Annotated in this window: 19 protein-coding genes; 11 read left to right on the top strand and 8 right to left on the bottom strand. The window is 62.5% G+C overall.

What is annotated here, in order from left to right:
- Positions 1–5: 5 nt before the first annotated feature.
- Positions 6–3083 carry an efflux RND transporter permease subunit gene (locus tag ACQKRQ_RS30420; protein WP_427481258.1) on the top strand — a complete coding sequence of 1026 codons (3078 nt, stop codon included), beginning with the start codon at positions 6–8 and terminating at the stop codon, positions 3081–3083.
- A 7-nt stretch (positions 3084–3090) separates the two neighbouring features.
- On the opposite strand, the gene ACQKRQ_RS30415 is transcribed toward ACQKRQ_RS30420, so the two are convergent.
- Positions 3091–4578: an alkaline phosphatase family protein gene (locus ACQKRQ_RS30415; protein ID WP_427481257.1), complete on the bottom strand. Its 1488-nt coding sequence runs from the start codon at positions 4576–4578 to the stop codon at positions 3091–3093.
- Between the two features lie 352 nt (positions 4579–4930).
- Here ACQKRQ_RS30415 and ACQKRQ_RS30410 point away from each other — a divergent pair, with 352 nt between their 5' ends.
- The 3 genes from ACQKRQ_RS30410 (at position 4931) to ACQKRQ_RS30400 (ending at position 7019) form a co-directional block, all read left to right on the top strand.
- The gene (locus ACQKRQ_RS30410; protein WP_427481256.1) at positions 4931–5824 is read left to right on the top strand and encodes a glutamate/aspartate ABC transporter substrate-binding protein; all 894 of its coding nucleotides are present in this window, start codon (positions 4931–4933) and stop codon (positions 5822–5824) included.
- Positions 5825–5927: 103 nt separating this feature from the next.
- Positions 5928–6341: a DUF302 domain-containing protein gene (locus tag ACQKRQ_RS30405; protein ID WP_427481255.1), complete on the top strand. Its 414-nt coding sequence runs from the start codon at positions 5928–5930 to the stop codon at positions 6339–6341.
- 225 nt (positions 6342–6566) lie between these two features.
- A complete protein-coding gene (locus tag ACQKRQ_RS30400) occupies positions 6567–7019 on the top strand; it encodes a winged helix-turn-helix transcriptional regulator (protein ID WP_408250697.1) in 453 nt (150 codons plus the stop codon).
- 49 nt (positions 7020–7068) lie between these two features.
- Here ACQKRQ_RS30400 and ACQKRQ_RS30395 read toward each other — a convergent pair whose 3' ends face one another.
- Both ACQKRQ_RS30395 and ACQKRQ_RS30390 read right to left on the bottom strand, forming a co-directional pair.
- The gene (locus ACQKRQ_RS30395) at positions 7069–7800 is read right to left on the bottom strand and encodes an SDR family NAD(P)-dependent oxidoreductase (protein ID WP_427481254.1); all 732 of its coding nucleotides are present in this window, start codon (positions 7798–7800) and stop codon (positions 7069–7071) included.
- Positions 7801–7887: 87 nt separating this feature from the next.
- Positions 7888–9084: an MFS transporter gene (locus ACQKRQ_RS30390; RefSeq protein ID WP_427481253.1), complete on the bottom strand. Its 1197-nt coding sequence runs from the start codon at positions 9082–9084 to the stop codon at positions 7888–7890.
- A gap of 362 nt (positions 9085–9446) precedes the next feature.
- On the opposite strand from ACQKRQ_RS30390, the gene ACQKRQ_RS30385 reads away from it, so the two are divergent.
- The 4 genes from ACQKRQ_RS30385 to ACQKRQ_RS30370 all read left to right on the top strand — a co-directional run bounded on the left by ACQKRQ_RS30385 (position 9447) and on the right by ACQKRQ_RS30370 (position 12890).
- Positions 9447–10277 (top strand): enoyl-CoA hydratase/isomerase family protein, encoded by an 831-nt coding sequence (locus tag ACQKRQ_RS30385; RefSeq protein WP_427481252.1) that lies wholly within the window; start codon positions 9447–9449, stop codon positions 10275–10277.
- A 349-nt stretch (positions 10278–10626) separates the two neighbouring features.
- A complete protein-coding gene (locus ACQKRQ_RS30380; protein WP_408176990.1) occupies positions 10627–11016 on the top strand; it encodes a DUF6232 family protein in 390 nt (129 codons plus the stop codon).
- A gap of 165 nt (positions 11017–11181) precedes the next feature.
- A complete protein-coding gene (locus ACQKRQ_RS30375) occupies positions 11182–11544 on the top strand; it encodes a hypothetical protein (protein ID WP_132382190.1) in 363 nt (120 codons plus the stop codon).
- Between the two features lie 254 nt (positions 11545–11798).
- On the top strand, positions 11799–12890 hold the full coding sequence (locus ACQKRQ_RS30370; protein ID WP_408176989.1) for a hypothetical protein: 1092 nt from the start codon (positions 11799–11801) through the stop codon (positions 12888–12890).
- Between the two features lie 92 nt (positions 12891–12982).
- Here ACQKRQ_RS30370 and ACQKRQ_RS30365 read toward each other — a convergent pair whose 3' ends face one another.
- Positions 12983–15436: a glycogen/starch/alpha-glucan phosphorylase gene (locus ACQKRQ_RS30365; protein WP_427481251.1), complete on the bottom strand. Its 2454-nt coding sequence runs from the start codon at positions 15434–15436 to the stop codon at positions 12983–12985.
- 732 nt (positions 15437–16168) lie between these two features.
- On the opposite strand from ACQKRQ_RS30365, the gene ACQKRQ_RS30360 reads away from it, so the two are divergent.
- Positions 16169–17536 (top strand): MFS transporter, encoded by a 1368-nt coding sequence (locus ACQKRQ_RS30360; protein WP_427481402.1) that lies wholly within the window; start codon positions 16169–16171, stop codon positions 17534–17536.
- Positions 17537–17768: 232 nt separating this feature from the next.
- Here ACQKRQ_RS30360 and ltaE read toward each other — a convergent pair whose 3' ends face one another.
- The 3 genes from ltaE to ACQKRQ_RS30345 form a co-directional block, all read right to left on the bottom strand.
- Positions 17769–18776 carry a low-specificity L-threonine aldolase gene (ltaE, locus tag ACQKRQ_RS30355; protein WP_427481250.1) on the bottom strand — a complete coding sequence of 336 codons (1008 nt, stop codon included), beginning with the start codon at positions 18774–18776 and terminating at the stop codon, positions 17769–17771.
- Positions 18777–18925: 149 nt separating this feature from the next.
- Positions 18926–19693: a peptidoglycan DD-metalloendopeptidase family protein gene (locus ACQKRQ_RS30350; protein WP_427481249.1), complete on the bottom strand. Its 768-nt coding sequence runs from the start codon at positions 19691–19693 to the stop codon at positions 18926–18928.
- Between the two features lie 155 nt (positions 19694–19848).
- The gene (locus tag ACQKRQ_RS30345; protein ID WP_427481248.1) at positions 19849–20160 is read right to left on the bottom strand and encodes a cupin domain-containing protein; all 312 of its coding nucleotides are present in this window, start codon (positions 20158–20160) and stop codon (positions 19849–19851) included.
- A gap of 250 nt (positions 20161–20410) precedes the next feature.
- Here ACQKRQ_RS30345 and ACQKRQ_RS30340 point away from each other — a divergent pair, with 250 nt between their 5' ends.
- Positions 20411–20731 carry a hypothetical protein gene (locus tag ACQKRQ_RS30340; protein ID WP_132382178.1) on the top strand — a complete coding sequence of 107 codons (321 nt, stop codon included), beginning with the start codon at positions 20411–20413 and terminating at the stop codon, positions 20729–20731.
- A gap of 176 nt (positions 20732–20907) precedes the next feature.
- Positions 20908–21651, top strand: coding sequence for a DUF2968 domain-containing protein (locus tag ACQKRQ_RS30335; protein WP_427481247.1), 744 nt, complete (start codon positions 20908–20910; stop codon positions 21649–21651).
- Between the two features lie 154 nt (positions 21652–21805).
- Here the strand turns inward: ACQKRQ_RS30335 and ACQKRQ_RS30330 are convergent, their stop codons facing one another.
- A complete protein-coding gene (locus ACQKRQ_RS30330; protein ID WP_132382174.1) occupies positions 21806–22123 on the bottom strand; it encodes a DUF4148 domain-containing protein in 318 nt (105 codons plus the stop codon).
- Positions 22124–22205: the final 82 nt, after the last annotated feature.

Genomic DNA, 22205 nt, shown 5'->3' with positions numbered 1-22205 from the left:
GCGCGATGACCTTCACCGATCTCTTTATCCGCCGGCCCGTGCTTGCCTCGGTCGTCAGCCTGCTGATCCTCGTGCTCGGGTTGCGCTCGCTGGCCGCGCTGAAAGTCAGCCAGTATCCGCAGACCCAAAACGCCATCGTGACGATCACCACGGCCTACTACGGGGCGAGCGCCGACACCATCGCCGGCTTCATCACACAGCCGCTCGAGTCGGCGATTGCCCAGGCGCAAGGCATCGACTACATGTCGTCGACGAGCAGCACCGGCGTGTCGACCATTATCGCAACGCTGCGCCTGAACTACGACGCGAACCGCGCGCTGACCGAGATCAATACGCAGATCGGCTCGGTGCGCAACCAGTTGCCGCCGCAGGCGCAGCAGCCGGTGCTGACGATACAGACCGGGCAGACCACCGACGCGATGTACATGGGCTTTTACAGCGACGTGCTGCCGAGCAACAACGTCACGGACTACCTGTTACGCGTCATCAAGCCCAAGCTCGATTCGATCGAAGGCGTGCAGACGGCTGAAATCCTCGGCGGCCGGCAGTTCGCGTTGCGCGCGTGGCTCGACGCGACGCGGCTCGCCGCCCACGGCGTGACGGCAGCCGACGTCTTCACGGCGCTCGGCAACAACAACTATCTCGCGACGCTCGGCACGACCAAGGGGCAAATGGTCAGCGTCGATCTGAACGCGGGCACAGACCTGCATACCGTCGACGACTTCAAGCAACTCGTCGTCAAACAGAAGAACGGCGCGATCGTGCGCCTCGAAGACGTCGCGAACGTCGTGCTCGGCGCCGACAGCTACGACTTCAATGTCGCGTTCAGCGGCAAGCGTTCGGTGTTCATCGGCATCAAGGTCGCGCCGGACGCGAACATTCTCGATGTCGCCAAGCGCGTGAAAGCCATCTTTCCGGGGCTGCAGAAGCAGTTCCCGACCGGCATGACGGGCGAGATCGTTTATGACGCAACCGATTTCATCAACACCGCGATCGTCGAAGTCATCAAGACGCTGGTCGAGGCGCTGCTGATCGTCACCGCGGTGATTTTCCTGTTCCTCGGCAGCTTGCGCGCGGTCGTCGTGCCGCTGATCGCAATGCCGTTGTCGCTCATCGGCACGTTCTTCGTGATGCAGTTTCTCGGCTATTCGATCAATCTGCTGACACTGCTCGCGCTCGTGCTCGCGATCGGGCTCGTGGTGGACGACGCGATCATCGTGGTCGAGAACGTCGATCGCCACATGAAGGAGGAAGGCAAGGCGCCATTCGAGGCCGCCCTGATCGCCGCGCGCGAACTCGGCGGCCCGATCCTCGCGATGACCGTCGTGCTGATCGCCGTGTATGCGCCGATCGGTTTTCAGGGCGGCCTGACCGGCGCCCTCTTCACCGAGTTCGCGTTCTCGCTGGCCGGCGCGGTGACGGTGTCCGGCGTGATCGCGCTCACGTTGTCGCCGATGATGTGCTCGCGCTTCTTTCGCGCGGACCAGGAGTCGGGACGCTTCGCGCGCTTCGTCGACCGCCAGTTCGAACGCCTTCATCGTGGCTACGGCCGTCTGTTGCACGCGACGCTCGACACTTGGCCCGTATTCACCGTGATGGGCGCGCTGCTGCTCGGCGGCACGGTCTACCTGTTCATGACGTCGAAATCGGAACTCGCGCCGCAGGAGGATCAGGGCATCGTACTGTCGCAGATCCAGGGGCCGCCGAACGCGACCATCCAGCAGATGCAGACGTACGCGGACCAGGTATTCGACATATCCAAGGCCTTGCCTGAATACGCGCAGATGTTCCAGCTCACGGGCTCACCGACACTCAACCAGGGGATCGGCGGGGTGCTGTTCAAGACATGGGATCAGCGCAGCAAGGGCGCGACCGCGTTGCAGCAGGAATTGCAGCAGAAATGGAATGAGATTGCCGGGGCGCGTGTCGCGGCATTCCAGTTTCCGCCGCTGCCGGGCTCGCAGGGCTTGCCGGTGCAGTTCGTCATCAGCACGACCGAGCCTTTCGAGAACCTCAACGAGGTATCGCAGGCAGTTCTGCAACAAGCCCGCGCGAGCGGGATGTTTTTCTTCGTCGACAGCGATCTCAAGCTCGACAAGCCGGAAGCCACGCTCGTCGTCGACCGCGACAAGGTCGCCTCGCTCGGCCTCTCGCAGAGCGACGTCGGGCAAGCCCTCGGGTCGGCGCTCGGCGGCGGCTATGTCAACTACTTCTCGATCGCCGGGCGCTCGTACAAGGTGATTCCGCAGGTATTGCAGACCGACCGCCTGAATCCTTCACAGGTGCTCGATTACTACCTGCGCACGCCGGACGGCAGTGTCATGCCGGCTTCGACGATTGCGCATCTCGAACACAACGTTGTGCCGGAATCGATCAACCACTTCCAGCAACTCAACTCGGCGACGATCTCCGGCGTGATCGTGCCGGGCGTGTCACAAGGCGAGGTACTCGACTTTCTGCGCAAGGCGACCGCACAGGCGGCACCCGCAGGCTATTCGGCGGATTACTCGGGGCAATCGCGACAGTTCGTGCAGGAGTCCGGCGGTTTTGTCATCACGCTGATGTTCGCGACGATCATCGTGTTCCTTGCGCTCGCGGCCCAGTTCGAAAGTTTCCGCGACCCGATCGTGATTCTGATTTCGGTGCCGATGGCGCTCTTCGGCGCACTGATCTTCATCAACATCGGCTTGACGACGCTGAACATCTACACGCAGGTCGGGCTCGTCACGCTGATGGGGCTCGTCAGCAAGCACGGCATTCTGATCGTCCAGTTCGCCAACGAACTGCAACATGCCGGCAGATCGAAGCGCGAAGCCCTGGAAGAGGCGGCCGGCGTGCGGCTGCGCCCGATTCTGATGACCACGGCGGCGATGGTGCTCGGCGTCCTGCCGCTCGTGGTCGCCTCGGGGGCAGGCGCCGCGGGCCGCAATGCGATGGGCCTCGTGATCTTCACGGGGCTGTCGATCGGCACGCTCTTCACGTTGTTCGTGGTGCCCGCGATGTATATGTTTCTCGCCGCCGATCATCATCAGGACGCCGGAGCGCCGAAGGCGGGTCAAGGCAATCCAGCGGATCGCGCTTGACGCCAGGTTACTTCGGACTCGGAAAGCCAAGAGCGTCCGCCTTCGTTCTCAGCTCCGCGAAACGGCCGCCCACCGGGCTCACTGACGTATCGGGGACGGTGCTTCCCGGCGTGGCCTGGCTCTTGTCCAGTTCGCCGATGCCGGTCACGACCGAAGCGCCGGTGGACGCCGACGCCGCGCACGCCGCGCCGAAAACACCCTGCGTGACGGCGATGGCAGGCGCGTCGGTGCGTGGCGCGTCCGCCAGATCCAATGCGTACGCCAGGTTGACCGTTCCCGGATCGCTTCCCCGCACGCCGAGCGGGTCGAGCCCGAAGCGCCAGGCCAGCAGTTGATGGATCGAACTAGGATCGAACGGATAGCGCGACACGCTGTTCGCCCGCACACGCGGTCCGAGCAGCACGCAAGGCACGCGAAACCCGAGCCGCCCGTCGTTGCCCAACGCGCTTTCGGCGGCCGACACCGTCCTTATCGGCGGCGCGACATGTTCCATGAAGCCGCCCCACTCGTCGTAGACGATGATCACGAGCGTCTTGCTCCAGTTCGGGCTGGTGCGCAGCGCATCGTAGATCTGCCCCAACAGCACCTGGCCGTTGCGGACGTCGGCATGCGGATGGTCGTCGTTCGACGTCCCCTGTGCTTCGCCGCCGAAACTCGGATCGACCATACAGAACGACGGCAAGGTGCCCGCGGCGGCATCGGTCAGGAAATCGGCAAACAGCTTCGAACGGCCGACATAGCGGGTTCCGTAGAGCGCCGTGAACGGCACGTCGTGGAAGTAGTACGTCGACGAGATGTTCTTCGCGTCGAGACGGTCCCAGATGGTCGGCAATGACGAGGTGTCGAGCGTGTCGGAAAGGCGGTCCGTTTCACCACTATGCAGGTAGACGCGATTCGGGTAGGTGTCGGCAAGAATGCCGCTCATGTAATAGTCGCAGACGGTGTATTGCGCGACAGCCCCCTGGTAGAACTCCAGATCCGTGGCCTGGAAATAGCCGATCGGCAGCAAGTCGCCAGGCGTGAGGCTGGTGGCCGGCGTCAGCAGGAAGCCGTTCATTGCACCGTTTGCAAGGTGGGTGCGCCCGGCGTCGTACGCGTGATCCGGGTCCGCGTATGCGCAGCCCTGGAAGCCATAGGCCGCATTTGCCGTGAGCGCGAACGACGCGCGGGCCGTGCCGAACGCATCAGTCAACGTGCGCCCAGCCTGCGCGCTTTCGGCGTTCGGCACCCAGCCGAGCAGATGATCGAAGGAACGGTTTTCCATCGTGACGAGGACGATATGGTCGATGCCGGAAGTCGACGGATCGGGCAATGGAGGACGCGGAAGATTGGCGCGATCTGGCGGGATCGCTCCGATCGCAGGATTGGTCGACCCGCCTGACCCGGAGTTGCCGCCGCCACCTCCGCCGCAAGCCGACAACGCAATAGAACTTGCCAGCGCAGCGAGAATTTTCCGGCGTGCAGGATCAGGCGGATTGGTGGGCCGAGTGCTCATTTTGTTTGTCTCCAGGGTCGATGTGTAATTCGCGCGGCTGTATTCGTTCGTGCCGCCGCGCGACTCCGTCGACCGAAGTAGCATTTAACGTTCCCCTCCCCCGAGCGGATTCCGGCCGCGATGCCGACAGGCGAAATCACACGCATTCGCAGACGTGGATTGCAGCGCAGCGTGACCGGCCCTTGTGAGGCACCCGTCGATCCCTTGTGCCGCTCGTGCAACCAAAGCGGCCAAATGTTTGGCGTATCAGTGGTTAACATATGTTGCATTAAATATTTTTCTGGCAACATATGTATCAAATCGGCCGCGCACACGCGCAGAGACGGGTTCTTACCACGATGGGGAAATTGTTATGAAACACAGGCTGTTGATGGCCCTCGCGACTTTTGCCGTTGTTTCGACCGCCGCCTCGGCGCAGGAGACGCAGTCGACCCTGGCAAAAATCCAGAACGGAAATTCGATTTCGATCGGCCACCGCGAAACATCCGTGCCGTTTTCGTACGTTGATACGAATAATCAGGTGATCGGATTTTCCCAGGATATTTGCAACAGGATCATCGACGCGGTGAAGGCCAAGACTGGCCACCCTGATCTGCGCGTCCGCTTCATACCGGTTACTTCGCAGAACCGCATTCCACTCGTGCAGAACGGCACCGTCGACCTCGAATGCGGGGTGACGACAAACCTGACGGCCCGGCAAAACCAGGTCGCGTTTTCCAACACGTTCTTCGTTGCCACGACGCGTCTCCTGACGCGCAAAGACTCCGGCATCAAGGATTTCGCCGATCTTGCCGGCAAGACCGTCGTGACCAACCAGGGAACCACATCAGAACGTCTCCTCAGGAAAATGAACGAGGAGAAAAAGATGAACATGCAGATCATCAGCGCGAAAGATTACGGTGAAGGCCGTGTCACGCTCGAAACCGGCCGGGCCGTGGCCTACATGATGGACGACGTCCTGCTTGCCGGCGCGCGCTCGCTGACGGCCAAGCCCGCCGACTGGGTCATTGTGGGAACGCCCCAATCGTCCGAAGCGTATGGCTTCATGCTCCGCAAGGACGACCCGGAGTTCAGGAAGCTGGTCGACGACGTCATGATTCACGAGATGAAAAGCGGCGATATCAAAACCATGTACGACAAGTGGTTCATGAAGCCGGTACCGCCGAAAGGCATCAACTTTGACTTTCCCATGAGCGAGGGACTGGAAAAAATGTACGCAGCGCCGAACGACAAGGCGTTTGATTGAGACTGGGCAAAAAATCGACCACACTGCTTCCGGGAACACCTAAACTGAGCTGGTGCGCTCGTCTGGACTACGTCGAACGCGTACCGTCCGCATTGGAGACACCATGACCACCAACTCAACTACTGAGAGTGCCGATAACGGCATCGTCACCTTTGCAAGCGCGCGCTCCGGTGCCGCAACAACCGAGCGCCTCCAACAGTTGATCCGGGAACGGGGGCTGATGCTTTTCAGCTGCATCGATTTCAGTGGCGACGCCGAGCGAGCCGGGCTCGCGCTAAGCTTCAGTCAACTCGTGATCTTCGGCAACCCCAAGGCTGGTACGCCATTGATGCAATGCGCGCCTACTGCTGCGCTGGATCTTCCGCTTAAGGTACTCGTCTGGGAGGATGCCGATGGCCGTACATGGTTGTCGTTCAACTCGATCGAGCATCTCCGCCAACGTCATCGTCTCCCGGATGATTTGATGAAGCCGCTCAGTGGCGTGGTCGCTCTGGTCGAGGCAGCCGCTGCGCATTGACTAGGCGGAGAAAGACAATCCATCGCCCGCAGAACAGGCCTCCCACCAGCAGTAACCATCGCGGCAGGCCCGGTCCGGGCGAGCCGATCGCAGCCCTGCGACAGAGCCTCTCCTGGCGGGTGCAATGACGAGATAGTCACCGCGAAGACTCTCATGCCTCCATCATATTGGTTCAATAAAGATACCAGATATGATATGCTAGGGCATAGTCAAGCAGGATCAGCCATGAAACGCAAAAGTCTCGAAGGGAATCTCTGTGCGATCGCCCGGGCGCTCGATGAAATTGGCGACTGGTGGTCGTTGCTCATCATCCGCGACGCGACGGCCGGCATAGGCCGCTTCAGCGAGTTCCAGCGCAGCCTCGGAATCCCCAAAAATATCCTGTCGGCCCGTCTGAAATCAATGGTCGAACAGGGGGTGATGGAAATTGTCCCCGCCTCGGATGGCAGCGCATACCAGGAGTATGCACTGACCAGCAAAGGGGAGGCTTTGCTCCCCGTGCTTGTCGCGCTCGGTCAGTGGGGCGCCGAATATCTGTTCGAACCCGGGGAGCGCGGCTCCATCCCTTTGGATGCCAAGAAAAAGCGGCCTCTCAAGCGGCTCGCGATGGTGTCGGAAGACGGGCGCCATCTCCATCCGAAGGATGTCCTGGTGCCCCGCATCGTCTTCATGAACTAGCCGGCGGCGAGGACTGCATCGGTTTAAAGAATGGACTCATCCAGACGCGTCAGAACGATTCCTTGAACGGCCGCAGGTCGATCTCGTGAGTCCACGCAGTGGGATGTTGCAGATACAGTTGCCAGTAAGTCTCGGCAATAGCATCGATGTTCAACAGACCACCCGTTCCTCGCTGGGCAACGGCGTCTGGACGCAGGTTCTTCAGCCTGGCTCCGTTGATGCCACCATCGATCACCACATGAGCGACATGCAGACCTTGTGGTCCGAATTCCCTCGCCATGCTCTGGCTTACCATGCGAAGTCCCGCCTTCGCCGCTGCAAAATGCGCGTAGCCGGGCTTTCCTCTCAAGCTACCTGACGCTCCGGTGAAGATGATCGTACCCCGGCGTTGAGGCAACATAAGGTTCGCCGCCTCTTTGCCGACCAGAAAACCGGCAAGACAGCCCACACGCCAAAAGTCCTCGAATTGAGCGCTGGACACCTCCTGAAACGGGATGTGCTGGTTGTTTCCGGCGTTGAAGACCACGACACTGGCTGGTGAACGCCCGACACCAGGAGACGACGCCAGTTCGAATAGCCGCCGGACATCCTCTTCGTTCGTAGCATCCACCTGAACCGGCGTTCCATTTCCGTCAGCGAGGCCCGCCACTACCTGTTCGAGCTTACTCATAGTGCGGCCGCCCACTAGCACATGAAAGCCACCACGCGCGAATCGGCGCGCAACTGCGGCGCCAAGGCCTTCCTCCGAGCCAACGCCCACCACTACTGCGGTTGGTTGCATCTTCATCTCCTGTCAAGTCAACACATCGAGCACAGCACGATCGAAAAGAGTTCGGCGTTCGTTACTAGCGTGAGAAGGGTATCCATCTCACGCGACGGCAGCCTGCGGATTCTTACGGCCGACGATGTAGACCATCACGACCGCAAGGGCCAGGATCAGGACACCGAGCCACATCGAACCGCGCAATCCAACGTTATTGACTACGATGCCTCCGGCCAGCGAGCCCAATCCTATCGACAGCTGGAACACGCTCGTGTTCATCGCCTGCGCGGCTTCAGGCGCATGCAAGGTCGCGTTATATAGCCACAGCTGAGTTCCCACGGGAGCCATTCCCCACGAAAGAGCCCATATCAGCAACGCCGCGCCAGCGAAGATGGGGCTGGTTGCGAAGACTGCCATCGCAGCGAGAGACAACACGAAGATCCACACCGTGGCGACCACCGTGCTATGCAGGTTCCGCCCGGCGAAGGCACCGCCGGCAAAATTCCCGACGACAGTAGACACGCCGTACGCGAACAGCAGGCCACTGACGATGGCGGCATCGAGATGCGTAACCTGTTCCAGGTAAGGCGTGACGAAAGTGTAGCCCGCGTACTGCCCGGCAACGATGAAGATCACAGTCAAAAAGATCGCCCGGATCTTGGGGTCCTTCAGCAAGCCAAAGAAGTCACTGACGCTTACCCCTTCTTTCATCTTGAGCGTCGGAAGAAAAACGAGCTGCAAGATGAAGCAGACAGCGGCCAGGATGCTGGCGCCAAGAAATCCGTCACGCCAATCGGCATGAGCGCCGATGTAGGAGCCGGCCGGAACTGCGATCACAGAACCGATCGATATGCCGGCGAACACGAGCGACGACGCCGCATGCACCTTTTCCGGCGCAACAAGCTTCGCTGCCGCGGTAATGGAAATGGCCCAGAACCCACCGACCCCAATGCCAAGGATGATGCGGGCGATCAGTAGCGTCGCGAAGTTTCCGGCTGTCCACGACAATACGCTGGAAATGATGAGCAAGACCGTGAGACCAAGCAGGACCAGCTTGCGGTCGGCTTTGCCGATTGCAATCGCCGTTACCGGCGCGGCGATAAAGCCGAGTACCGCGGTGGCAGTGACCGCTAGCCCGGCTGTTCCTTCGGCCACGCCCAGATCGCGGGAGATTCCCGACAGCAACCCAACCGGCAGAAACTCGGTGACAACCAGCGAGAGCGCGCCAAGCGCAATGGCCAACACGCCAGGCCATGAATACTCCTGGGTGTCGTCGTCTGAAACTTGTTGTTGAAGTGACATTGCTCTCTTCCTCTAAGCTAAAAAATCACTGAAGCCAATCCAGCGTCGGATCGATTGCCTCTCGGTACACAATCGATCAATTCGGTTTGATTTTATTGTATCTAGTCTTATTATACAACCACAACAAGATGATTTTCGTGCATGACCATCATGCACGAAATAGATCGAATGTCCTTTAATTACCCCATTTTCCCACGGTTACCACCCTCTTAATCGACAACACACCATTCCAAAATTTCTCCCACTAACTGGTTGCGTTACTAAACCATTGTTGTTACGCTTCGCCACATGGTTTCATAACGAAACCAGATAACGGACCTCTGGCCGACGTGGCTCGGCCGCTAAATCACCTGGAGAAACACATGACTTCCAACCAGAACAGACTGTCGATCGACGCTGTGACCCCCAGCTATTGGCGCGTGATCATCGAGAATCCGCCAATCAATCTCTACGATCCGGAGATGTTCGCGGAACTCAATGTCCTGATGGACAAGATCGACGCCGACCGCGATCTGAAGGTTGTTGTCTTTGAAAGTGCCAACCCCGATTACTTCGTTGCGCATTACGATCTCGATCGTGGCGAGGTCATCCCGGAACAACCGGGCGCCGCTGAATTTAGCGCGTGGCCGAAATTCGTCACCCGGCTGGCGCAATCGCGGGTCGTCAGCGTGGCCAAGCTTCGTGGGCGCGCCCGCGGCCACGGCTCGGAACTCGCCCTGGCATGCGACATGCGTTTCGCGTCGAAGGAAAAGGCTGTGCTCGCACAGGTCGAAGTCGGCGTGGCGGTGGTCCCCGGCGGCGGCGCAACCGAATGGCTCTCCGCTCTGGCCGGTCGCTCACGCGCGCTGGAAATCATCTGCGGCGCGGACGATTTCGACGCCGACACCGCGGAGAAATATGGTTGGGTGAATCGCTCGATTCCTGACGCCGAGCTGGACGCTTTCGTCGATAACTTTGCCCGGCGTGTCGCGAGCTTCGAAAAGCGCGCGCTGGAACTCGCGAAGAAGCTCGTCAATGCCCGCGCCGGCATTCCGTCAGAAGCGGAGCGCTGGTCCTCGAATCAGGCCTTCATCGGCACGACCTCCTGGCCGGAAACGCAGGCTCTGATCGGCAAAATGTACGAGAAAGGTCTGCAGAAGGAAGGCGACTTCGAGCTTCGGCTGGGTCATCACGTCGGGCACGTGGCGCGATAAGCAAGCCTACGACTTCACGCCCGCAAGTGGCGCCATCGGTGGAATGGCGCCGCTTTGCATATGGGAATCCGGGATGTGCGCCCGATCGTCTACGCAGCCCGTGACTAATGGCCGCCCAGGGAGCCTTACCTCCGAAGCGTGAAACGACAACGACTAGTTGCGACTAATTGCCGGCAGCGCTCGGAGATCGCCCGCACCATGTGGGCAGAAAATCCAGTGATTGCAGGGTTGAGCCGACTGCGCACGCTTCCCTTGCGCAGTCGGCCTGTGAGCCGGCGAAAGGCCCCGTAACTTTCGACATTCGAAGTCTGGTACGCTGCGGCCTTTGCTACCGCTTGCATTCGACTCGATGGAAACCCCTTTCAATGATCGTGGCGTGTCGGTCACGCGCAACGCACTCTCGTCCGCCGGCCAGGTCTTTCCGCTGCGCGATATCGTGGACGTGCGGGTCGTCACCGTGCCGAAGAACAAGGTCTTGCCGCTCACGATTTCGCTGCTTGGACTCGCCGGCGCTATTGTCGGCGCGATATTGCGCTCGCCGGTCGGCATGGTGTGCGGCACGATGCTGGTCGTGGTCGGCTGGCTCACCTGGCTGACCCAGGACATCACGCATCGTCTGATGGTGCGAACGGCGAACGGCGATCGCGAAGCGCTGTCGAGCACCGATCGCGATTTCGTCGAACGCGTCGGTGTGGCCGTGAACGAGGCGAAGGCCACGGCTGCGGCGCCGAAGGTTTGATGCCGCGGTTCGCCGCTGTTTGCCGCGTTACCACGCCACACGCGGTCCGCGCGTTAACACAATTTTAATTCGCCGCGCGGCAGCTTTTGCGCTTCCTTGAGACGCGCGCCGTTATTGTGGGCGGGTGCCAACAACGCGCGCCGCCCGCCGGGTCGGCGCAACCCTATGCCCCCCTCCGTCGCCACGTCCGATCTCCCCATCACGCGCACCTCCTCGCGCACCCAGCGCGCGCCGCAAGCGCCGCACATGGCTCGCCGCACGCATATCGTCGTGCCACTCGTCATCATCGACGTCACCGTGCCCGGCAGGTCGTCGGCCGACGGACGGCGCGCGTTGCACGCCGCGCTCGGCGACGACCTGCGTCTTTATGTCGTCACCATCGACCAGCAACGCGAGCGCGTGACCTTCCGCGTTGAAGTCACCTCGCGCACCCTCGAGGACGTGATCGGCCTGCTGACCGTCAAACTCGATCGCGCCACGCTCGGCCGCGCGCAATCAACCGTGATCCGGCGTCCGCGCGACTATTGATGTAGATCGACACTTGCACGGGCCGGTTGCCTGCCGCGCCCGCGCCGTCACACATCTTTGCAATTGCACTCGAGCGGCCATGTAGAGTCGCCGCTCCTGTTATCGCGTGTTCCCTTCCGCAGGTTCGCAAGCGTCCCGGTTTCACCGCCCACGCCACGGCCAATCCAGCGAGATTGCCGCTCGTGCTGTCCGCCTCACAGCGTGCGATGCCTCGCCTTCGTCAGGGACCCGCCTTTTTGCAAAGCGTGTGATCTATGTTCCTGTCGTCTCTCGATACCGCGCGCCGGCATTTACGCCTCGCCCTGCGTCATTCCAGCGCGGCCGCGCTTGTCGTGACCGGGGCACTCGCGGCACTCAGCGGCTGCGCCGTCACCTTCCCCACGCCCACGCCGCCCGCGCCAACCGCCTCCCTGATCAACGGCGGCCAGGACGGCCTGCTGATTCCGCTGCAAGTGGAGCGCGTCGACGCAGGTCACGCGCGCCTCGGCCTGCCGATCCAGCTCGATGGCAAGCCGGTGTATGTCGCATTGGACACGGGCACGCAGGGCGTGCGCGTGCTGAAGTCGGTCTTGCCGGCCACGAATTATCCGAACGCCGGGCCATCGAGTTCGCTGCCGTTGGCGAACGGCGCGCAAGTTTCCGGCGCAGCCGTGAAATTGCCAATGAGTCTCGCAGGCACGAAGCCGGCGCAGATCGACGTACAAGCCGTCGAAATGGTGAACTGTCAGCCCAACGCCCGGCGCTGCGTAGGCATGGACGGCTACACCGGTGAATTCGGCTGGGCGTTCTCGGGTCTGTTCGGCGTCGGCGCGGCGCAATCCGATGACACGTGCTGCACGCAACCACTGCGCGCGTTGCCCGGCAATATCGGCCAGCGCTATCTGGTGCACTCGAACTTTGCGAAACCTTACCTGGTGCTGAGTCCGTCGAGCGCGATCACGAAGGACTACACGATGGTGCCGTTGACTGTCCCGCAAGACGGCACCGCGCAATGGCCGAGAGGTTGCGTGAACGTCGGCGACAAGATGACCTTTTGCGCGCCGCTGGTGTTCGCCACGGCGAGCACCGACATGATCCGCGTCGAAATGGACAAGGCGCCGAACTGGACCGGCGACGACGAAGCGGGCAAGGTGCTCAATCAGGGCAACTACAACGCGGCGGTCGGCACGGGCAAATGGGTACACCGCTATGAAGGCGCGCAAGTGACGATCGTCAAGGCGAAACCGGGTGCCGACCGCATCGTGATCGGCCTGATGGGCATGCAGAATATCGACGTGCTGTTCGACTTCCCGCATGGCCAGATGGGCCTGCGTGCCGCGAACGGAGTCGAGCAGTTCGCGCAATAACCACACTCGCAGCAGACAGTAAAAAAGGCCGTGCGATTCATCAACGATCGCACGGCCTTTCCACTCCGAGACTGAAACGAGGCAAGCGTCCGCTATTCGATATTCAGCGGATTCACATGCCAGATATTGCGTGCATATTCGCCGATCGTGCGATCCGACGAAAACTGCCCCATGCCCGACACATTCTCGATCGCGCTTTCGGCCCACGCGCGCTTGTCGACGAAGCGCGCGTCCACCTCGTCCTGCGCCTTGGCGAACGCGGCGAAATCGGCGAGCACCATGTAGTGATCGCCCCAATCGACCAGCGTGTGGAAAATATCCGAGAAGCGCAGCGGATCATCCGGTGAGAAGAAGCCCGTGCGGATCTGGTCGAGCGCCGTGCGCAGTTCCGCGTTTTCTTCGTAGATTTGCCGCGGCCGGTAGCCGGTGGCGCGCAGGTTGTCCACTTCGTCGGCGGTGTGGCCGAAGATGAAGATGTTCTCGCGGCCCACCGCATCGCAGATTTCGATATTCGCGCCGTCCATCGTGCCGATCGTCAACGCGCCGTTGAGCGCGAGCTTCATGTTGCCGGTGCCCGATGCCTCCGTGCCGGCCATCGAAATCTGTTCCGACAGATCGGCGGCCGGAATGATCAACTCCGCCACGCTCACGCCGTAGTTCGGCACGAACACCACTTTCAGGCGGTCGCCCACTAGCGGATCGTGATTGACCTTCTCGCTGACGTCGCCGATCAGCTTGATGATCGTCTTCGCCATCCGGTACGCGGACGCGGCCTTGCCGGCGAACATCACCACGCGCGGCACCCAGTCGCGCTCGGGATTCGCGCGAATCTGGTTGTAGCGCACGATCACGTGCAGCACGTTGAGCAGTTGCCGCTTGTATTCGTGAATGCGCTTGACCTGCAGATCGAACAGCGCATCCGGATCGAAATGCAGTTTCGTGTGATGCGCGAGACGGTGCACGAGCCGCAATTTGTTTTGCCGCTTCGCTTCGCGGAAAGCCTCGATAAAGCCACTGTCCGTGCGCAGGTTGCGCAGTTGCTCCAGCTCGAACAGATTGCTGCGCCAATGCTTGCCGATCTGCTGATCGATCAGCGATGACAGCGACGGGCTCGCCTGCGCGAGCCACCGGCGCGGCGTGATGCCGTTGGTCACATTGGTGAAGCGGTCCGGATAGATGCGCGCGAAGTCGGCGAAGATATCGCGCGTCATGAGTTGCGAATGCAGCTTCGAGACGCCGTTCACCTTGTGGCTCGCAACGATCGCCAGGTACGCCATACGCACGCGCCGCTGCCCGTATTCGTCGACGAGCGAAATGCGCCGGATCATCTCGGCGTCATGACCCGACTGCTCGCTGACGTGCTTGAGAAATTGCGCGTTGATCTCGAAGATAATCTCGAGGTGCCGCGGCAACAGGCGCGCGAGCATCTCCACGTCCCACGTTTCAAGCGCTTCGGGCATCAGCGTGTGATTCGTGTACGAGAAGATCTGCGTGACATGCTTCCACGCCTTGTCCCACTGCAGATGGTGGACATCCACCAGCAAACGCATCAATTCGGGAATCGCCAGCACGGGGTGCGTATCGTTCAGATGCACCGCCACTTTTTCGGAGAAGCGCCCAAACGTGCTGTGCGTGCGCTGATAGCGGCGAATCAGATCCTGCATGGTCGCCGAGACGAAAAAGTATTCCTGCCGCAAACGCAGCTCGCGGCCAGCCGGAGTCGAGTCGTCCGGATACAGCAGGCGCGACACGTTCTCCGACATGTTCTTCGTGTCGACCGCGTTGCGGTAGTCACCACGATTGAACGCGCCGAGATCGAGTTCTTCCGTCGCGCGCGCGGACCACAGGCGCAGCGTGTTGGTCGCGTCGGTTGCGTAACCTGGAATGACGGTGTCGTACGCGGTGGCGTTCACGTGCTCCGTGTCGATCCATTCGACATGTTCGCCACGCTGCACCGTGCGGCCGCCGAAGTGCACCATGTACTTGATCTCGGGCCGCGGAAACTCCCACGGATTACCCGCGCGCAACCAGTAGTCCGGCGCTTCGACCTGCTCGCCGTTGACGATCTGCTGACGGAACATGCCGTATTCGTAACGAATGCCATAGCCGAAACCCGGAATGCCGAGTGTCGCCATCGAATCGAGAAAGCAGGCCGCCAGCCGGCCGAGGCCGCCGTTGCCGAGCGCGGCGTCCGGCTCGATATCGGTCAGCGCATCCATGTCGACGCCGAGACTCGCCAGCGCTTCCTTCATCTGGTCATGAATGCCGAGAGCGAGCAAGGCATTCGTAAACGTCCGGCCGATCAGGAATTCCATCGACAGGTAGTAGACGCGTTTCACGTCCTGTTCGTATTGCAGGCGCGTGGTCTTCATCCAGCGCGCGACCAGCCGGTCGCGCACGGCAAGCGCCGCGGCGTGCAGCCAGTCATGCGGATGCGCGGTGACGGCGTCCTTGCCGACGCCGTACATCATGCGATTGGAAATTGAGCGCCGTAGCGCGTCGACGGTACTGTTGAGCTGGTCGAATTCCAGATCGACGGCTGTCATCGAAGCCTCCGGGAAAAAAGACGCGACATACGCGAACCGCACAGATGACGGGCGGGAGGCGCGTGCCGGTCAGGCGGGTTAAGAAACAGAGTACGACATTTTACGACCACCGGACACTGGCGAGCGCGAGCGCTTGGTTACGCACATGCCATGCCTACCGACATCAGCCGGCGCGGCGTTTTTTCGCACGCGCGAGGTGCAAGCCACGTGTGCGTGGCACTGCGCGCGTGCATCGGTTGCGCAAAACAGGCAAACGATTGCGAAGCGTCCAATGCGTATTGAATGGAAGGCAACGCCATTATTTTTTCGCCGCGTGACGCGCGGATGAATGAGCCGATGGGCCGGTGCGTGGTCAAATCGAAGCGCCTCGTCTGTCAAGCGATTGTGCCGGAGTGGCGTGTGACAACGCGAGGGCGCAGCAGTTCGCGGATGGCGTGCGGGCTCGACCGTTAGTTGCATTAGTGACCTGTGTGATCAGCGCCCTCTCCGCCCAGGTCCCAGCACGATTTCCGCGTCTCTGTAACAATCACTACATTCGTCGCGCGCCCCGCCTGAAACGCGTCAAACGCTGGACTCAGGCCAACGCGCCACACGCCACGCAACTCCTGCCACTCGCGCGCCGAGCGCCTCGACTCGTCCGGCTGCGCGCGGGCATGCTCAACCCGACGAACCACCGCCTTGTCCGACAAACCCAGCGCCGCCGCCGCCCAACCCTTCCCCGCGGACGTTCCGATGTCCGCCGCCAACCGCCGCGCGATGGCCGCGATCATGCTCGCCGTCGCGCTCGCCACGCTCGATACCGCCATCGCCAACACCGCGCTGCCCGCCATTGCCGCGGACCTGCATGCGGCACCGGCGGCGTCGGTGTGGATCATCAATGCGTATCAGCTCGCGATGGTCGCGACGCTACTGCCGCTCGCCGCGCTCGGCGATATCGTCGGGCATCGGCGGATCTATATCGGCGGCATTGCGCTCTTCACACTGGCGTCGCTGGCGTGCTCGCTAGCGACGACGCTGCCGCTGCTGGCCGCCGCGCGCGTCCTGCAAGGCCTCGGCGCGAGCGCGATCATGAGCGTGAACACCGCGCTGATCCGCTATCTGTTTCCGCCGCACCGGCTCGGACGCGGTCTGGGCACCAACGCGCTGATCGTCGGCGTGTCGTTCGCAGTCGGGCCGACGGTGGCGTCGCTGATTCTGTCCGTGGCCGCGTGGCCGTGGCTGTTCGCGGTCAACGTGCCGCTCGGTCTGCTGGCGTTGGGATTCGCGTGCCCGGCGTTGCCGCACACCGAGCGCGGCAAACACAACTTCGATCCGGTCGCGGCGCTGCTGAACGTCATCACCTTCGCCGCATTGATCTTCGCGCTCGGCGAGGCGGCCCAGCGCGCCTCGACGCAACTGGTGCTGGGCGCGGCGGCGATTGCCGTGGTGTTCGGTCTGCTGCTGATTCGCCGCGAAGCGGGCCATCCGGCGCCGATGCTGCCCGTCGATCTGTTCAAGCGGCCGGTGTTCGCGCTGTCGGCGGTGACGGCGGTTTGCTCGTTCGCCGCGCAAGGGCTGGCGTTCGTCTCGCTGCCGTTCTACTTCGAGGACGTGCTGCATCGCAGCCAGGTCGAAACCGGCTTTCTGATGACGCCGTGGCCCGTGGTGGTCGCGCTGGCCGCGCCGCTGGCGGGCAGCCTGTCCGACCGCTATCCGCCGGGACTGCTCGGCGCGATCGGTCTCGCGGTGATGTCGGCGGGGATGGCGTCGCTGGCGCTCCTGCCGGTGCATCCGCACGTTCTCGACATCGGCATCCGCATGGCGATTTGCGGCGCGGGCTTCGGTTTCTTCCAGTCGCCGAACCTGAAGGCGTTGATGGCGAGCGCGCCGCCCGAGCGCAGCGGCGGCGCAAGCGGCATTGTCGCGACCGCGCGGCTGCTTGGGCAGACCACCGGCGCGGCGCTCGTCGCGTTGAGCTTCGGGATTGCCGGCCGGCATGGGCCGACGCTGGCGCTGAGCACCGGCGCTTTCTTTGCGGGCGCGGCGAGCCTCGCGAGCGGCCTGCGTTTGCTGGCGCCGTCGCATCGGTCGGGGGCGCATGCGAAAGCGTCGATGAAATGAAAAAGCGGGCGCGCTGGGGTGACAGTGCGTCCGCTTTGTTTTGCTGATTTTCGTTGCTGCTTTTGTTCGGCGCCTCGCCTTGCGATCCGGCTTTGCGGCTGTTGCCAGCGGCATTGATACGCGGCGTTCCCGTGCCTCAGTCTTCGCCGCGCATTGCCGGCCAACTTTGCGCCCAGACTTTTGCGAGCGCGGCCGCTTAAAAACTCAAGTTCGACCGCGCTCCGCCCAAACATCACCGCGCCGCGAAATACCCCTTCACCGCGGCGATAAACGTATCGATATCCCCACGCGACACGTCCTTATGCGTCACGAATCGCGACGCATACAGCATCTGCGTGAGAATGCCGCGCTCCTTGAGCCATGCTTCGAGCTGCGCGCAGTGCTGCTGCGGAAACTGCGCAAACACCATATTAGTGGCGACCGACTGCACTTTGACCTGGTCGATGGCCTCCAGACCTGCGGCCAGATGCGCGGCGTGTGCGTGGTCGTCGGCGAGGCGCTCGACGTTGTGATCCAGCGCGTACAAGCAAGCCGCCGCCAATACGCCGGCCTGACGCATGCCGCCGCCCAGCACCTTGCGCCAGCGGTGCGCAACGTCGATCAGCGCGCGGCTGCCGACCAGCACCGAGCCGACCGGCGCGCCCAATCCCTTCGAAAAACAGACCGAGACCGAATCGAACGGCTCGCACAACGCCGCAACCGGCTTGCCCGACGCGACCGCCGCGTTGTAGACACGCGCGCCGTCGAGGTGAGCGGACAGGCCGTGCTGACGCGCAAGCTGCACCGCCTCGGCAACGTACCCCGCCGGCAACACCTTGCCGCCGATGGTGTTTTCCAGCGCCAGCAGTCGCGTACGCGCGAAGTGGTTGTCGATGGGTTTGATCGCGGCAGCGATCTTCTCCAGCGGGATCGAGCCGTCCGCGGCATTTTCGAGCGGCTGCGGCTGGATGCTGCCGAGGACCGCCGCGCCGCCGCCTTCATACTTATAGGTGTGCGCCAACTGGCCGACGATGTATTCGTCCCCGCGCGCGCAGTGCGCCATCAAGGCCGCCAGGTTGCTTTGCGTGCCGCTCGGGAAGAACAGGCCGGCCTCCTTGCCGGTGCGTTCGGCGAGCGTGGCCTGCAAACGCAATACGGTGGGGTCGTCGCCCCAGACGTCGTCGCCGACTTCGGCGGCCGTCATGGCCGCGAGCATCGCCGGCGTTGGACGGGTTACGGTATCGCTGCGTAAATCGATCATTGTGTGTTCCTGTGCGCCTGTGAATGACAGCCTATGACAGCCGGTCGACGCACCGCGCCGTCGGTATCGACGGGCGGACACGGCGCCGGCAGTTTAGCCACACAGTATATTCAATTAACGCGGCGCTGAAATCGCGCTAAAAAGAAGCTTCAGCCGCCCGACTTGGGCAGCCACGCGAGCGGATCGACCGGCTGGCCGTTCTGGCGGACCTCGAACTGGATCGACGCGACACCGCGGCTATCCACTCCGACTTCACCGATGGTTTGCCCCTGCGCGACCGCGTCGCCTTCCTTGACGAGCAGCGTGCTGTTCTGCCCGTAGGCGGTGATCAGCGAGTCGTCGTGCTTGATGATGATGAGCGGGCCGTACGCCTCGATACCCGAGCCGGCATAGACGACGCGGCCGGTAGCGGCTGCCTTGACCGGATCGCCCGCACGCCCGCCGATTACGATGCCGTTCGATTTACCCGGCGCGAAGGCTCTCAGCACCGGGCCGCGGACCGGCCATTGCAACACGCCTTGCTGCGGTCCGGCGGATGCCGGGGGCGCGCCGGGCGTAGCGGGACCGGTCGGCCCGACGGCGACCGGCGGCGTCACGACACTGCCCGAGGCCATTGGCGGAGAGACTCGCAGCACTTGGCCCGGCGTAACGGCGGCATTGGCCGCAAGGCCGTTCCACGCCGCGACCTCCTGCGGTTTGCGGCCATATGCCGAAGCAATCCCGCCGATCGTGTCGCCCGGATTGACCCGGTAGAAACCGGCGGGAACCGGAACCGTACTGAGCGTGGTCGGGCCGGAAGGCGTGCTGCTGTAAAACGGCGTGCTCTCCCACGGCATCGTCGTACAGCCGCTGAACATCACGCTGAGTGCGGCCGCTGCCAGCAACCGGGTCCCCGTCAATTGCCATGGTCTTGTCATGTGATTTTCCTCGACACTTTGTTCAATCAATCGGATGCAATCGATGCCCAAGCATTTGCCGTGCCGCTCGTCTCGAGGGCGCGGCGACGGTTATCCATTATGCCGCCGTGCGCGGCGACAACCGCGCCGGCATGGCATCGGCCGTCCGCCAACATTCAGACGCTGCCTTGCGCCTCGACCACCAGAATGCGCGCCGCGCCGATCGGATGCGCCACATGTTCGGTGCCAACCGATGCGTAGAACACGTCGCCCGTCTCCAGAATGGCCGACTGTTCGACGCCGCCTTCGCGATAGCGCATCTCGACGCGGCCATCGAGCACGGCGAACACTTCCTCGCCGTCGTTGACGTGCCATTTATAAGGCTGATCGGTCCAATGCAGGCGCGTCGTGATGCCGCCCATGTTGGCGATATCGAGCGCGCCCCAGGCGCGCGTCGCGGTGAAATTCTTGCTGCGAATGATCTTCATGGTCACGAGGCAGTTGAGAAAAACGACACCGGCCAGTCATGCGATCCATTGTGCATAGCGGGCCGCCAGGCCTTGGGCGAACCACCTCCCGGCTGGCCCCATTATAGGTGCGCTGGCCCGCTCGCCCGTCGTCAGCAGGCCGCGCGGCCGATTTGTGTGAGCATTGAATCCTTTGAGCCCTCGCCTATACTCAGTCATGCTGCCGCGACGCGCCGTAAGCAAAACGATTGATTCCGCGAGGGGGTTGAGAATGAACAAAGCCACTTTTCTGGCCGTGCAACTCCACGTCGACGATGTCGCGGCGTCGCCTGGTCTGGTCGAGTTGCTGAACACGCACCTGGTCTTCGCCGCCGACGTGGCCGAAGCCGCCGACGCCCTCGTCCAACTGGCCAGCATTGCGGGATTGTCGAGCGGCGTGGAGGCGAGCGTCGAGATTCCTGCTTTGGCGATCGAGCGGCTGCGCGAGGCGCTCGACAATCTGAGCGGCTACGACGAATCCTGGCTGCTCGCCCTCGAACCGAGCCGCGCATTATTCGATGAAATAGGCCGCCGGCATCGCACGCTGCATTAGAGCCACGCACGCGGATTGCATCCGGGCTGCATCCGTATTGCCGCGCACCCCCGGCGTCCGTTCACCGACGCCGCCGGTCCGCCATGTTTCGCTCACCGCTCGCCTGCCAGACTAACCGGCACGCTTCACTGTCGGCGCCGTTTGCGGATTTCGGGCGACTCAACCGGAGGACCGCCGTGAAAAGTCTCCTGAACCGCCGCCACGTGCTGGCAGGCCCGTCGCATCTCGTGCATGACGTGCGCGCGAGCGCCTCCGATCCCGCCTCGTCCGACGACGAACCGGCAGCGGCCGACGACTCGTCCGCCGGCTCCGCGGCGCTGGACGCGGCACCGAGGCCGGTTCGTCCGGTGAGCACCTTGCGGCCGGTGCCGGTGGTGCCGGCACAGGTCGGCGTGCGCGGCGTGCAGATTGCCGACATCGCCGAAGTCGAATGGCTCGCCGAAGAGGAAGCGTTGACGCCGTTTCGCGTATTCCGCAGCTTCGACTATTCGGTCAGCCTGCTCTTCCATGCCAAGGAACTGACCTACTACGTCGCCCTGTATGAGGACGGCTCGCTGTGGCGCGCACTGAAAGCCACCGATCTCGAAGCCGCCCAAACCGCCTTCCATCATTTCGAGGAGCAGGCGACGCGGCTCGCGGACGGCGAAACCCGCCGCGCCCAACTCGAGGCGCAGAACGAACAGCTCGCGCGCATGATCGCGCGCTCCGAGGCGCAGGCCGAGCGGCTGCGCAGCGATCTGCAAAGGCGCGGCACGCACGAGCAGGCGGTGTCGAACCGGCAACATCAGGTGCGCAAAGAGGTGTCGCAACTGGAAGCGCAGCGCGTGGCCGCCCAAGCGCATCTGAACAAGGCGCATCGGCAGATTCATCAGCTCAATCTGACGAGCAACGAAGCGATCCCGCATTTGCCCAATCGTTGAGGACCGCGGGTCGACGAGCGCGCACCGACATCGTGTCGGATGCCGGCGCCCGCGCCGCGCCGTAAACGACAAACGCCGCCCGGCAATCCGGACGGCGTTTTTATTTGCTTGCCGCCTATGAGCCAGGCGGCATTTCCATCAGCTTCGGCGCAAATTAGTTGCCGAAGTAAACCGAGTTACGGTCGTTGCTGCTCACCGGACGGCCAGCTTGCGAGCTGCCGGCGATCGGTGCGCCGTAGCCGCTGTTCACAGCCTGGGCGGTGCCGTTTTGCGCATCGACACGTGCCTGGGCGGCCTGGATGTTAGCCGGGTAATCGAAGTGATCGCCAACCGGGTTGTAACCGGCCTTTTCCAGCTGAACCAGTTCAGCGCGGACTTGAGCGCGCGTCACCGGCTGATTCGATTGAGCAAACGAAGCGACAGGAGCGGCCAGAGCGGCGGCGACGACAACTGCAGAGATAAGAGCCTTCATGATGTAAACCTCCAGAACTTGTTTTTTAATTCGCTGTGGGCTTGTTGTGCCGTAGCGCTTAAATAGAAGTTTAGGAGTGTCG

Origin of the sequence: Paraburkholderia sp. NPDC080076 (assembly GCF_050281145.1) — a bacterium.
Classification (GTDB): domain Bacteria; phylum Pseudomonadota; class Gammaproteobacteria; order Burkholderiales; family Burkholderiaceae; genus Paraburkholderia.
This window is presented reverse-complemented; position numbering and strand designations above follow the sequence as displayed.